Here is a 12635-nt window from a genome sequence, read left to right on the forward strand (position 1 = left end):
CAGGGAGCGGCCGGTGCTTGACGCCAGTGCCGCCCGGCGACGGGGAAACGGGGTTCATGGAGACGCCACATCGTCCGCAACGCGAGGCGGGAGCCGTCGACGCGTCTGCGGGGCCGCTCGCGGTCGACCTCAAGGGGCTCGACATCACCTTCCATATCGAGGGAGGGGCTCGCTACAAGGCCGTCACCGGCATCGATCTGAGCGTGCGGGCCGGCGAGTTCGTCTCGGTCGTGGGACCGACCGGCTGCGGCAAGTCGACCTTGCTCAATGCCGCGGCGGGTCTGCTGACGCCGTCCGCCGGCACCGTCGGGATTTTCGGCAAGCCGCTTTCGGGGCTCAACCGCCGGGCCGGTTACCTCTTCCAGGCCGATGCCCTGATGCCGTGGAAAACGGCGCTCGACAACGTCAAGGTCGCGCTGGAGCCGATGGGCGTGCCCGATGCGGAAGCCGACGCCAAGGCGCGCGAATGGCTTGGCCGCGTGGGGTTGCGCGCTTTCGTCGACCGCTATCCGCACATGCTGTCGGGCGGCCAGCGCAAGCGCGTGGCTCTCGCGCAGATGCTGATCCGCAATCCGGAAATCCTGCTGATGGACGAGCCCTTCGGGCCGCTCGACGCGCAGACCCGGCAGATCATGGGCAATCTGCTGCTCGATCTCTGGTCGAAGGACCGCAAGGCGCTGATGTTCGTCACTCACGACCTCGAGGAGGCTATCGCATTGTCGGACCGTGTGGTGGTGATGTCGGCGGGACCCGCTGCGGGCATCGTGGCGGACTACAAGGTGCCTCTGCCGCGCCCGCGCGACATCGCCGAAATCAGGCTCGAAAAGGCCTTTCACGAGATCCACCGCGACATCTGGGCCTCGCTCAGGGTCGAGGTCCAGAAGGCCTATGCGATGGGCGATGGTCGCGAACTCGTAGCGGGAGAGGCGTCGTGAACCGCATCAAGCTGCTCCTGCTTCAGATCCTCGTGATGATCGTGGCGCTGGGGATCTGGCATATCGTCACGGTCTTCCCGCTGTTTGGCGAGGTCAAGACGACGCAGTTCTTCTTCTCGACGCCGGCCGATGTTCTGCTCAGGACCTGGAAGCAGCTCACCGGCAGCGAGATCTACTATCATCTCGGCATCACGTTGACGGAGACCGTGCTCGCCTTCGTGATCGGCTCGGCGGCAGGCATCCTGTTCGGCTTCGCCTTCGCCCGCAATGCGCTTCTGGCGGCGGTGTTCGACCCCTACATCAAGGCCGCAAATGCGCTGCCGCGCGTCGTGCTGGCGCCGATCTTCGCGCTCTGGTTCGGGCTGGGCATCTGGTCGAAGGTCGCGCTCGGCTTCACGCTGGTCTTCTTCATCGTCTTCTTCAACGTCTACCAGGGCGTGCGCGAGGTCTCGCCGACTGTGCTCGCCAATGCGCGGATGCTCGGCATGAACGAGCGCCAGCTGTTCAAGCACGTCTATTGGCCTTCCGCGCTGACCTGGATGTTCTCGTCGCTGCACACCTCGGTGGGCTTCGCGCTGGTCGGCGCCGTCGTCGGCGAATATCTCGGCTCGTCGGCAGGGCTCGGCTACAAGATCCACGAGGCTGAAAGCGTCTTCGACGTGACCGGCGTGTTCTCCGGCATGCTGATCCTGGCGATCTTCGTGATCGCGATAGATGCCGTGGTCACCATGGTCGAGAAGCGGCTGCTGGTCTGGCGCCCCGGCCAGAGCTCGACGACAGCGACATGAGCCCGTCATTGCGAGCGCTGCCCTGTCCGTCATTGCGAGCGAAGCGAAGCAATCCAGCCTGCTGCGCTCTACGGCCTTCTGGATTGCTTCGCTGCGCTCGCAATGACGGGGCTGAGCTGTCCTTGCCCACGACCGGAGACCTAGCCTAACCTTTCGTCATCGATGCGCTCGCAAGAAGCGCGCAACGTTCAACCGGAGAAAACGCCATGAATTTCACCCGCCGCGCCGCGCTTGCCGCGCTCGCATTGTCGACCTCGCTTGGCTTCGCCGCCTCGGGCGCGCTTGCCCAGAATGCCGAAAAGCCGAAGCTGACGCTGGGCGTCGGCGGCAAGCAGTTGCTGTACTATCTCCCGCTCACGGTCGCGGAGAAGAAGGGCTTCTTCAAGGAGCAGGGCCTCGACGTCGAGATCAACGATTTCGGTGGCGGCGCGAAGTCGCTGCAGGCGCTGGTCGGCGGGTCCGTGGACGTTGTCACCGGCGCCTATGAGCACACCATCCGGATGCAGGCCAAGGGCCAGGACATCCGCGCCGTGATCGAGCTCGGGCGCTTCCCGGCCATCACCATCGCGGTGCGCAAGGATCTGGCCGACAAGGTCAAGTCGGCTGCGGATTTCAAGGGGCTGAAGATCGGTGTCACGGCCCCGGGTTCATCGACCTCGCTGACCGCGCAATACGCCATGGTCAAGGCTGGCTTGAAGGCCACTGACGCGCCGATCGTCGGCGTTGGCGCCGGCGCGAGCGCTGTCGCGGCGATCAAGCAGAAGCAGGTCGATATCATCTCCCATCTCGACCCGGTGACCTCGAAGCTCGAGGCCGATGGCGACGTCGTCGCGCTGATCGATACCCGCACCGAGGCCGGTACCAAGGCACTGTTTGGCGGCTCGAACCCGGCAGCCGTGCTCTATCTCAAGAACGACTTCGCCGAAAAGAACCCGGTGACGACGCAGAAGCTGGTCAATGCGCTCTACAGGTCGCTGAAATGGCTCGAGACCGCCAAGCCCGAGGATGTCGCCAATCTCGTGCCGGAGGAGTTCCTGCTCGGCGACCGGCCGCTCTATCTGCGCGCGGTCAAGAACTCGCAGGAGAGCTATTCGCGCACCGGCATCTCCACGCCCGACGCGATGAAGAGCATGTATGACTCGCTCAAGCTGCTCGATCCCGAGCTCTCCAGCTCGAATGTCGACCTGACCAAGACGTTCATCGAAACCTTCGCGAAGAAGGCCGCAGCCGGCTCATAAGGGTTACTCGACAGGCGCGGGCGCCCCGGTCAAACTCCTCTTTTGACCTAGGGAGAGGGACCATGACCGGGCGCACCGCGATCGAGACCTTGATCCACGAGACCTATGCGGCGCGCTGCCGTGGCGATCTCGACGGGTTGATGAGCAATCTCCACCCGGAGTGCAGCTACCGCCTGATCGGCGCGGCGCAGGTTGCGCCGATGTGCGGGGAGACCTGCGGGCACACTGCCGTCCGCAGCCAGATGGCCGACCTGATCCGCACCTTCGTCTTCTCCGACGTCGAGCCGCTGAGCCTGACAGTCGATGGCGATCGCGCAGCCTATCGCTGGCGCGCTAAGGTGACGTTCACACCCAATGGGCGCAGCGAGGACGTCGACATCATAGAGCTGATCGAGATCGCTGACGGCAAGGTCAGGCGGGTCGAGGAATTCACCGACACCACGGTCGTGATGCGGCTGACCTCGGCCTGAGCGAGGCGGCCCGATCGTGGCCGCTGGCGCTTTGGATTTGCCGTGGGGCTTGCTGAGCGGCTAGAGCTTGTCGTCTCGCCATCGAGTCCCGGTGCCATGAATATCCTGTCCATCCAGTCGCATGTCGCCTTCGGCCATGTCGGCAACGCTTCAGCCGTCTTCCCGATGCAGCGCCTGGGCGTCGAGGTCTGGCCGATCCATACGGTGCAGTTCTCGAACCATACCGGCTACGGCGCCTGGAAGGGTCGCGTCTTCGACGGCGGCATGATCGACGAGGTGATGGAGGGCATCGCGGAGCGCGGCGTCCTCCCGTCCTGCGACGGTTTGCTCTCGGGCTATATGGGCTCGGCCGATATCGGCCATGCGATCCTGTCGGCGGTGGAGCGGGTGCGCGGCGCCAATCCCAAGGCCCTGTATTGCTGCGATCCGGTGATCGGGGATGTCGGGCGCGGCGTGTTCGTGCGCCCAGGCATTCCCGAGTTCATGCGCGAACAGGCGGTGCCGGCGGCGGACATCGTGACGCCCAACCAGTTCGAGTTGGAACTGCTGACCGATATCGAGATCCGGACGATCGCCGATGCGCATCGCGCGGTAGATGCCTTGCGCGATGCCGGTCCCAAGGTCGTCCTCGTGACCTCGCTGGTCACGGACGAAACGCCCGCGGATTCGATCGACATGATGGCTGCCGATGCCAAGGGGGCGTACCGCGTGCGCACGCCGAAGCTCGATGTCAGCGTCAACGGAGCGGGTGATGCGATCGCGGCGCTGTTTTTCGTGCATTACCTGCGCGAGCAATCTGCGGCGGCGGCATTGGCCAAGGCGGCATCCTCGATATTCGGGCTGCTGCGGCGAACCAAGGAAGCAGGCTCGCGGGAAATTTTGATGGTGGCGGCGCAGGACGAGTTCGTGACGCCCTCGCAGCAATTCGTGCCGGAAGCGATCTGAACCGGATGAAGCTGCGCATCGGCACCTTCAATGTCGAGAACCTGTTGACGCGCCATCGCTTCGCACCCGGTGGCCGCACCGATACGGCCGCGGCGATGTCCCTGTTCCACTTCCCCCGTGCCGACGAACGCGACGCGGTCGAGCGCTCTCTGGCCGTGGCGCTGGAGGACGACAAGCGTCAGATGACGGCGCTCGCCATCGCCGAGGCGCAGGCGGATCTCTGGATGTTTCAGGAGGTCGACTCGCTGGCCAGCCTTCAGGCCTTCTTCGCCAATTACGTCCACCGCATCGCCGATCATCGCTACGGCCATTTCACGCTGATCGACGGCAATGACCGGCGCAACATCGACATTGGCTTCGCGGCGCGGCGCGATCTTGTGGCACCGGCGCAGGTCTCCGTCCGCTCGCACAAGGATCTGACCTTCGCCGAAGCGGGGGTGCATGACCGCGACCTCGCCGCGTTGGGCATCGCGGCCGACGGCAAGGTCTTTGCGCGCGACTGCCTCGAGGTCATGCTCGATTTCGGCGACCGTTCCCTGAGCCTGTTCGGATGCCACCTGAAGTCCATGAACAATGGTCGCGACGACGGAAGGCAGGCGACCCTGCCGGTGCGGCGGGCGGAGGCGAGGGCGGTCAAGTGGCTGGCGCAGCAGCGCTTCGGTGCCAACTGGCGGCGGGCAAACTGGATCGTGCTCGGTGATCTCAACGCCTATCGTGTGGGCATAGGCCCCCTCGGCGAAACCCTCGACGAGGGCGAGAGCGGCATGGAGCCGCTACTGCAGGATTTCGCGGTCGAGACAATGGACACGTTGCCGCCGCATGAGCGCTGGACGCATTTCCGGCGCTTCTGGTCGGAGGAACTGCAGCGCCTCGTCGAGACGCATATGCCGCTCGACCACATCCTGCTGTCGCCCGCGCTTGCAGCCGCCAATCCCAGCCCGGCGATGCAGATGATTCGGCGCGGCTTGCCGTATCGCGTGCCGCTCGACCCCCGCGAGCCCGACCGCAGCATGGCGAGGCTCGCCACCAGCGCCGACCGTTACCCGCGTGTCGGCTGGGACCGGCCCAAGGCCTCCGACCACTGTCCGCTGACCGTCGACCTCGTGATCCCGGCAGGAGCCTCGCAATGAAGCGCCGTTTCGTCACGCTCGATGTCTTCACCACGCGGCCCAATGCCGGCAACCCGCTCGCGATCGTGCTCGATGCCGACGGACTCGCCACGGAGGGGATGCAGGCCATCGCGCGCGAGTTCAACCTGTCCGAAACGGTGTTCGTGCAGCCGCCTACGGATGCCGGGCACCGGGCGTCCCTGCGGATCTTCACGCCGGGCCAGGAACTGCCCTTCGCCGGACATCCCACCGTCGGGACGGCGGTGCTGCTTGCCCTGCGCGATGCAGCCGCCGGCAAAGGCAGCAACGTACTCGTGCTGCACGAAAAGGTCGGACCCGTGACCTGTGCGGTCTCGGTGCTGGGCGACGGGCGGGGCAGGGCCGTGTTCACGCTGCCGCGCTTGCCCCAGGAGATCGAGCAGCCCGCCGGGCTGGCGCTTCTTGCGGGTGCGCTCGGCCTCGAGCGGCGCGAGATCGGTTTCGACAGCCACGCGCCCAGCGTGTTCTCGGCGGGCCTCGGCTTCACTTTGGTGCCGGTATCGACGCGGGCGGCCGTCGCGCGGGTCCGGATCGACACAGGCCTCTGGACGCAGGCGATGAGACCGGCCAGCAACCCCGCAGTCTTCGCCTATTGTCGCGAGACCGTGGAAGCCGGTCACCATTTCCACGCGCGCATGTTCGCGCCTGCCATGGGTATCGGCGAGGATCCGGCGACGGGCTCTGCCGTGGCGGCGTTCGCCGGCGCGATCATGCGCTTTGACCGGCCCGGCGATGGCGAGCATCGCTTCGTCATCGAGCAGGGCTACGAGATGGCACGCCCCTCCCAGATCAGCCTGGAACTGACCGTTGCAAATGGCGCGCTGGTTTCGGCGCGCATCGGAGGCTCGGCCGTCATGGTCAGCGAGGGCGTGCTGCTGTGAGCGCGATGGGGCAGGGCGGCATCGTCAATGGTGCGATCATGCCGCTGGCGGGACTCGAGGCGCGCATAGAACCCTATGACTGGGTCTTCAAGCGCGAGAACGAGCGTGAAATCGCGGCTCATTGGGCCGAGATCAGCGGCGGCAAGCCCGCCATGTTCGACGGCAGGGTGATGCTGCAGCATCGCGCCACCATCGAGAACGGCGTTTTCCGCGCCGGCTATTTCGAGACAGATTACTCCGCATTCATGAGCTGGCGCGATTTCGGCCACCCCGGCCCGATCGTGCGAAACGGCTTCGCGATGGCGGCGCTGAGGGCCGCAGACGGTGCATTTCTCTGCGGCGTCATGGGCGCGCACACCGCCAATCCCGGAAAGGTCTATTTCGCAGCCGGCACGCCCGACCGCGAGGATGCGCGTGCCGACGGCACGCTCGACCTCGCTGGCAGCGTCACGCGCGAACTCGGTGAGGAGACCGGCCTGAGGCTCGACGAGATCGAGGTCGAGGACAGCTGGACCGCCGTGATCCTGCCCGGCCGCATCGCCTTCATGCGGCCCGTGCTCGTGCCCATGCCGGCCGAGGAGGCGCGGGCGCTGATGCTGGCGCGGATGTCGACGCAGGCCGAGCCCGAGCTTTCCGACATCGTGATCGTGCGCGGGCCCCCTGATGCCGACCGCTTCGACATGCCGCCCTTCATGCGGCCTTATCTCGACCATATCTGGAGGCAGGACCGACAGCCCGGTCCCGCCGCGACCTGAACCCGGACATTTGCAATGACGCTTGCTCCTGAAGCCCTGCCGCTGCCCAAAGACAATCCCTTCGCCGCAGCCTGGCAGACGCCGTTCGGCCTGCCGCCCTTCGGTGACATCAGGCCGGAGCATATCCAGCCGGCCTTCGAGGCGGCACTGGCCAAGCACAAGGACGAGATCGCGGCGATCATGGCCGACCCCGCAGCGCCCGACTTCACCAACACGATCGAGGCGCTGGAGCGGGCAGGGCGCGCGCTCAGCCGTGTCGGCGGCGTGTTCTACAACCTGACCGGCGCCGATACGAACGAGGCGCTGCAGGGCATCGAGCGCGAGATGTCGCCGATCACCTCGCGACACTGGTCTGCGATCATGATGGAGCCCGCCCTGTTTACCCGCGTCGACGCGGTGTTCGCCCAGCGCGAGGCGCTCGGGCTCGATTCCGAACAGTTGCGCCTGCTCGAGCGTACGCAGCGCGCCTTCATCCGCTCGGGCGCGCAGCTTTCCCCCGACGACAAGAGGCGTCTGGCTGAGATCAACGAGCGCCTTGCGGGGCTGGGCACGCAGTTCGGCCAGAACGTGCTCAAGGACGAATCCTCCTATGCGCTGGTGATTTCGGACGAGGCCGGCCTCGCGGGCCTGCCGGCCTTCCTGGTGGCTGCCATGGCGCGCGCCGCCACCGATCGCGGTCATGCCGGCAAGCATGCGGTCACCCTGTCGCGCTCGATCATCGAGCCGTTCCTGACCTTCTCGACCCGGCGCGATCTGCGCGAGGAAGCCTTCATCGCCTGGAGCAAGCGCGGCGAGAACGGCAATGAGAGCGACAACCGCGCCATCGTCGCCGAAATGGTGAAGCTGCGGGCGGAGAAGGCGAGGCTCCTGGGCTTTGCGACCTTCGCGCATTTCAAGCTCGACGACACCATGGCCAAGACGCCGGAGAATGTCCGCAACCTGCTGGAACTGGTCTGGAAGCCGGCCAAGGCGCGCGCGGCGCGCGAGGCCGCCGATCTCTCGGCGCTGGCTCAGTCCGAGGGTGAGAACGCCGCTATCCGGCCCTGGGACTGGCGCCACTATGCCGAGAAGGTGCGCCAGCAGACCTATGCGCTCGATGAGGCCGTGCTGAAGCCCTATCTCCAGCTCGACCGGATCATCGCAGCCGCCTTCGACGTCGCCGGAAAGCTATTCGGTCTGAGCTTCGAGGCCCGACCGGAATTGCAGGGCTATCATCCCGACGTCCGCATCTGGGAGGTCAAGGAAACGGCGACGGGCCGGCATATCGGCCTGTTCCTCGGCGATTATTTCGCTCGCGCGTCGAAGCGCTCGGGGGCCTGGATGAGCGCCTTCCGCGGCCAGCGCAAGCTCGGCGGCGAGGTCCGCCCGATCATCGTCAACGTCTGCAATTTCGCGAAGCCCGCCGAGGGCAAGCCCGCGCTGCTCTCGATCGACGATGCGCGCACGCTGTTCCACGAGTTCGGCCATGCGCTGCACGGTCTGCTCTCCGACGTGACCTATGGCTCGCTTGCCGGCACCTCGGTCTCGCGCGATTTCGTCGAACTGCCCTCGCAGCTCTACGAGCACTGGTTCCTGACCAAGGAGGTGATGCGGCAGTACTGCCTGCACTCCGAGACAGGCGAGCCGATCCCCGAGGCGCTGATCGAGAAGATCAAGACCGCGCAGACCTTCAACCAGGGATTCTCGACCGTGGAGTACACCTCCTCGGCGCTGGTCGACCTCGCCTTCCACTCGCTGGAGAACCCAGGCGAGATTGATCCACTCGCCTTCGAGGCGGCGGAACTGGCGCGGCTGGGCATGCCGGTCGAGATCACCATGCGCCACCGCACGCCGCACTTCACCCATGTCTTCTCGGGCGACGGCTATTCGGCTGGCTATTACAGCTATCTCTGGTCGGAGGTCATGGACGCCGACGCGTTCAACGCCTTCCTTGAAGCAGGCGACGTTTTTGCGCCCGAACTCGCGGCGAAGCTGAAGCGCTACATCTACTCGGCCGGCGATACGCGCGACGCCGCGGAAGCCTATGCGCTCTTCCGCGGGCGCCTGCCGACGCCCGATGCGCTGCTCGAAAAGCGCGGCCTGGCGGCCTGAGGACGAGAGGGCACCGGTGTCTGATTGGAACGTCGCGTCATCCTGGACAAGCCGCGCAGTGGCGCAGGTCCGGGATCCATCGGAAGGTGCGGAGCTCTACGATGGATCCCGGACGCCCTTTGGTCGCCCAGGATGACGGTGTGTGAGCAGGCTCCTGCCCGAGACTCTCATGATGTCGGTGGTGGTCATGGGTTCTGGGCTCCGGCTCTGGCCGGCCCCTGAATGACGCTCAGACCGGATAGCCGAACTTCGCCTTGGTGGCGCGGATCTGGCCCACGGCGCCGCTCTCATTGCCTGCCGCGCAGGTCGAGCGCGCCGTCGCGATCTCAGAGGAGACGCGGGTGTGGACACCCTTGGTGGTGTGGCCGGTAGCGAGGTCGTTATCCATCACGGCCTGGAAGCGCTCGACCTCTCCCGAACAGCCGGCGCCGCTCGGCATGCGGAAGGTGCTCGGCGTGACGCCCGGCGCTGCCTGCTCGGGCGGCGGAGCGGCCGGCGTCGAGGCGGTTGGGGTCTGGCAGGCTGCGAGTGCGCAACCCATTGCGAAAAGCGGTGTCAGCAGGGAAAGGCGCATCATATCGGTCCGTGCGGCGGGACAACGAGCATGGCAGATTCGCAAGCGTGCCGCCAACCCGCGCTCTGCACCCCAAGCCGCTCAACCCTCGCGCAACAGGAATGTCGCGGCCACGGTCAGCGCGAACGATACGGCGGCCGCCAGCCAGATCGCGTCGAGGCCGACCAACCGGTGAGCGGCTGCACCACAGACCGCGCCGGTCAGCAGCCCGAGCCAGAGCAGGAAATGCCGCAGGAAGGCCAAGGGCGGGCCGCCAAGCAGTGCCGCGGCGATGCGCTGGCCCATCTTCACCAGCGTGCCTGTCATGTAGGTCAGCCCGATCGTCACCTCGCCATCGCGCTGGAATACGGCGTTCTCGGACCCCATAGCGACGGCGAGCATGCAGACGGCCGCGATGGTGAAGCCGGAGCTGTCGAGCGCCGCCGAGATCAACAGGCAGACCGTCACCAGGGCGAGCACGGCAGGGGGGCGGCGCCCGCCCGCAAAATGCCCGATCAGGGAGCCGAGGACGACCCCGGCGACGAAGAGCGCGAGAATACCGCCCGCCAGCGCGATGCCGCCGCCATGGCCGCCGGCCAGCTCGATGCCCAGCCGCGTCGTGTTGCCCGTCATGAAGGAAACGAAGAAGCCGCCGAGCGTGATGAAGCCGAGCGCGTCGATATAGCCGGCGAGGCCCGAGAAGCAGGCGGCGAGGATGATCGCCCGGCGGTCATAGCGCATCATGGACGGCAGATCCGGCAGCGGCCGGAGGTCGGAGGGGCGTGCTCCCGGGCCTGAGTCGCGCCGCGAGGACGATATGGTCTTCAGCGTCGTTCTCATAATTCGGCAGGAAGCGCCGACATAAGCTTGCGCCGCGGGGCTCGTTTCGGTTACATCGTGGCGAGCCTAACGAGGAACGCCTGTGGCCACATTCGCCACCCATGCCCTGAACCAGAGCCGCGCGACCGCGCGGACTGACGGCATGCGCGCTCTTTCGGGTCTTGGTCTGCTTCTTCTCCTTATCTGCCCCTGAGGGCCGGCCGGGCATGCATGCCTGGGCGCTCAGGGGAGTGACGAGAACCGCCTTCCAGACCATATGCGCCTGAGCTCAAAACCATAGCGGCGCGACCTATCCGGGATCACGACCATGACCAGCACGACTTCCCCCAAAGAACGCGTCCTGATTTTCGACACCACCCTGCGTGATGGCGAGCAGAGCCCCGGCGCGACGATGACCTTCCAGGAGAAGCTCGAGGTTGCCGACATGCTGGACGCGATGGGCGTCGACATCATTGAGGCCGGCTTCCCGATCGCCTCCGAGGGCGACTTCGAGGCCGTCTCCGAGATCGCGCGCCGTATCAAGCGCGCCACCGTCGCCGGGCTCGCCCGCGCCATCAGCGCCGATATTGCGCGTGCCGGCGAGGCGGTCCGCCATGCGGTGAAGCCGCGCATCCATACCTTCGTCTCGACCTCGCCGATCCATCTGGAACACCAGATGCGTAAGACTGAGGACGAGGTTCTGGAGATCATCACCAGGACCGTCGCCCAGGCCCGCAACCTGGTCGAGGATGTCGAGTGGTCGGCGATGGACGCGACCCGCACCCCCATCGACTATCTCTGCCGCACCGTCGAGGCCGCGATCAGGGCCGGTGCTACGACCATCAACCTGCCCGATACCGTCGGCTACGCAACGCCGGAAGAGTATCGCGACATGTTCCGCCAGGTACGCGAGCGCGTGCCCAATGCCGACAAGGCGATCTTCTCGGTGCATTGCCACAACGATCTGGGCCTGGCCGTCGCCAATTCGCTGGCCGGCCTGGAGGGCGGTGCACGCCAGATCGAATGCACCATCAACGGCATCGGCGAGCGCGCCGGCAATGCCGCGCTGGAAGAGGTGGTGATGGCGCTGCGCGTGCGCGGCGACGTTTTCCCCTATGACAGCGGCATCGACTCCACCCTGCTGATGCGCGCCTCCAAGGCCGTTTCGACCGCCTGCTCCTTCCCGGTGCAGTACAACAAGGCGATCGTCGGCCGGAACGCCTTCGCGCATGAAAGCGGCATCCACCAGGACGGCATGCTGAAGAACCAGACCACCTACGAGATCATGACGCCGGCCTCGGTCGGCGTAACCAAGACCTCGCTGGTTATGGGCAAGCATTCCGGGCGCGCCGCCTTCCGCTCGAAGCTGAAGGAGATGGGCTACGATCTCGGCGACAACCAGCTGGAAGACGCTTTCACGCGCTTCAAGGCGCTCGCCGACCGCAAGAAGCACGTCTATGACGAGGATATCGAGGCGCTGGTCGACGACAATATCGCGACCGCCCATGACCGCGTTCGCCTTGTCTCGCTGACCGTGATCGCCGGCACGCGCGGCCCGCAGCGCGCCACCATGAAGCTCGATGTCGATGGCCGCTTCGTTACCGAGGAGGTCGAGGGCAACGGACCGATCGACGCAATCTTCAATGCGATCAAGACCATCGTGCCGCATGAGGCGACGCTGGAGCTCTATGACGTCCACGCCGTCACCGAAGGCACCGATGCGCAGGCCGAGGTTTCGGTCAGGCTCTCGCATGAGGGCTCGGCCGTGACAGGCCGCGGCGCCGACCCCGATACGCTGGTCTCCTCGGCCAAGGCCTATCTGGCTGCGCTGAACAAGCTCGTGGCCAAGGGCGTGCGCCTGCACGCGCAGGCTGCCGAGTAAGGGCCCAACTGCCTCGCATGATACCGAGATGCCCGCCCTCGTGGCGGGCATCTTCGTTTAAGGCGCGATTCCAGTGGATGACCGCTCCATGATCTGGCGCGAGCGAGAGAATTGTCATCAATCTGCCCAA

At 66.0% G+C, this 12635-nt stretch carries 12 protein-coding genes; 10 read left to right on the forward strand and 2 right to left on the reverse strand.

Translation table 11 applies throughout. The annotated features are described in order from the left end of the window. Nucleotides 1-56 precede the first annotated feature (56 nt). From AC1D2L_RS07110 to AC1D2L_RS07150, 9 genes are all read left to right on the forward strand, one after another. Entirely contained in the window at nucleotides 57-935 is an 879-nt protein-coding gene (locus AC1D2L_RS07110; protein ID WP_476845129.1) for an ABC transporter ATP-binding protein, read from the forward strand. Further along, on the forward strand, nucleotides 932-1723 hold the full coding sequence (locus tag AC1D2L_RS07115) for an ABC transporter permease (protein WP_476845130.1): 792 nt from the start codon (nucleotides 932-934) through the stop codon (nucleotides 1721-1723). The genes AC1D2L_RS07110 and AC1D2L_RS07115 overlap by 4 nt, the downstream gene beginning before the upstream one ends. 206 nt (nucleotides 1724-1929) lie before the next feature. After that, nucleotides 1930-2961, forward strand: coding sequence for an ABC transporter substrate-binding protein (locus AC1D2L_RS07120; protein ID WP_476845131.1), 1032 nt, complete (start codon nucleotides 1930-1932; stop codon nucleotides 2959-2961). A 62-nt stretch (nucleotides 2962-3023) separates the two neighbouring features. Then, nucleotides 3024-3431 (forward strand): nuclear transport factor 2 family protein, encoded by a 408-nt coding sequence (locus AC1D2L_RS07125; protein ID WP_476845132.1) that lies wholly within the window; start codon nucleotides 3024-3026, stop codon nucleotides 3429-3431. Between the two features lie 96 nt (nucleotides 3432-3527). Beyond that, nucleotides 3528-4376, forward strand: a complete 849-nt coding sequence (pdxY, locus tag AC1D2L_RS07130; protein ID WP_476845133.1) for a pyridoxal kinase PdxY — start codon at nucleotides 3528-3530, stop codon at nucleotides 4374-4376. A gap of 5 nt (nucleotides 4377-4381) precedes the next feature. Continuing rightward, nucleotides 4382-5506 carry an endonuclease/exonuclease/phosphatase family protein gene (locus AC1D2L_RS07135; protein WP_476845134.1) on the forward strand — a complete coding sequence of 375 codons (1125 nt, stop codon included), beginning with the start codon at nucleotides 4382-4384 and terminating at the stop codon, nucleotides 5504-5506. Then, nucleotides 5503-6405, forward strand: coding sequence for a PhzF family phenazine biosynthesis protein (locus tag AC1D2L_RS07140; RefSeq protein WP_476845135.1), 903 nt, complete (start codon nucleotides 5503-5505; stop codon nucleotides 6403-6405). The genes AC1D2L_RS07135 and AC1D2L_RS07140 overlap by 4 nt, the downstream gene beginning before the upstream one ends. After that, a complete protein-coding gene (locus AC1D2L_RS07145) occupies nucleotides 6402-7160 on the forward strand; it encodes an NUDIX hydrolase (protein WP_476845136.1) in 759 nt (252 codons plus the stop codon). The genes AC1D2L_RS07140 and AC1D2L_RS07145 overlap by 4 nt, the downstream gene beginning before the upstream one ends. A 15-nt stretch (nucleotides 7161-7175) precedes the next feature. Further along, complete coding sequence (locus tag AC1D2L_RS07150) at nucleotides 7176-9251, forward strand: M3 family metallopeptidase (protein ID WP_476845137.1); 2076 nt, start codon at nucleotides 7176-7178, stop codon at nucleotides 9249-9251. A gap of 229 nt (nucleotides 9252-9480) precedes the next feature. On the opposite strand, the gene AC1D2L_RS07155 is transcribed toward AC1D2L_RS07150, so the two are convergent. Further along, a complete protein-coding gene (locus tag AC1D2L_RS07155; protein ID WP_476845138.1) occupies nucleotides 9481-9825 on the reverse strand; it encodes a hypothetical protein in 345 nt (114 codons plus the stop codon). A gap of 81 nt (nucleotides 9826-9906) precedes the next feature. Continuing rightward, nucleotides 9907-10548, reverse strand: coding sequence for a YoaK family protein (locus AC1D2L_RS07160; RefSeq protein WP_476845139.1), 642 nt, complete (start codon nucleotides 10546-10548; stop codon nucleotides 9907-9909). Between the two features lie 403 nt (nucleotides 10549-10951). On the opposite strand from AC1D2L_RS07160, the gene AC1D2L_RS07165 reads away from it, so the two are divergent. Then, the gene (locus tag AC1D2L_RS07165) at nucleotides 10952-12505 is read left to right on the forward strand and encodes a 2-isopropylmalate synthase (protein WP_476845140.1); all 1554 of its coding nucleotides are present in this window, start codon (nucleotides 10952-10954) and stop codon (nucleotides 12503-12505) included. The last annotated feature ends 130 nt before the right edge of the window (nucleotides 12506-12635 follow it).

It is taken from the genome of Allobosea sp. P1_B10, from assembly GCF_056406735.1.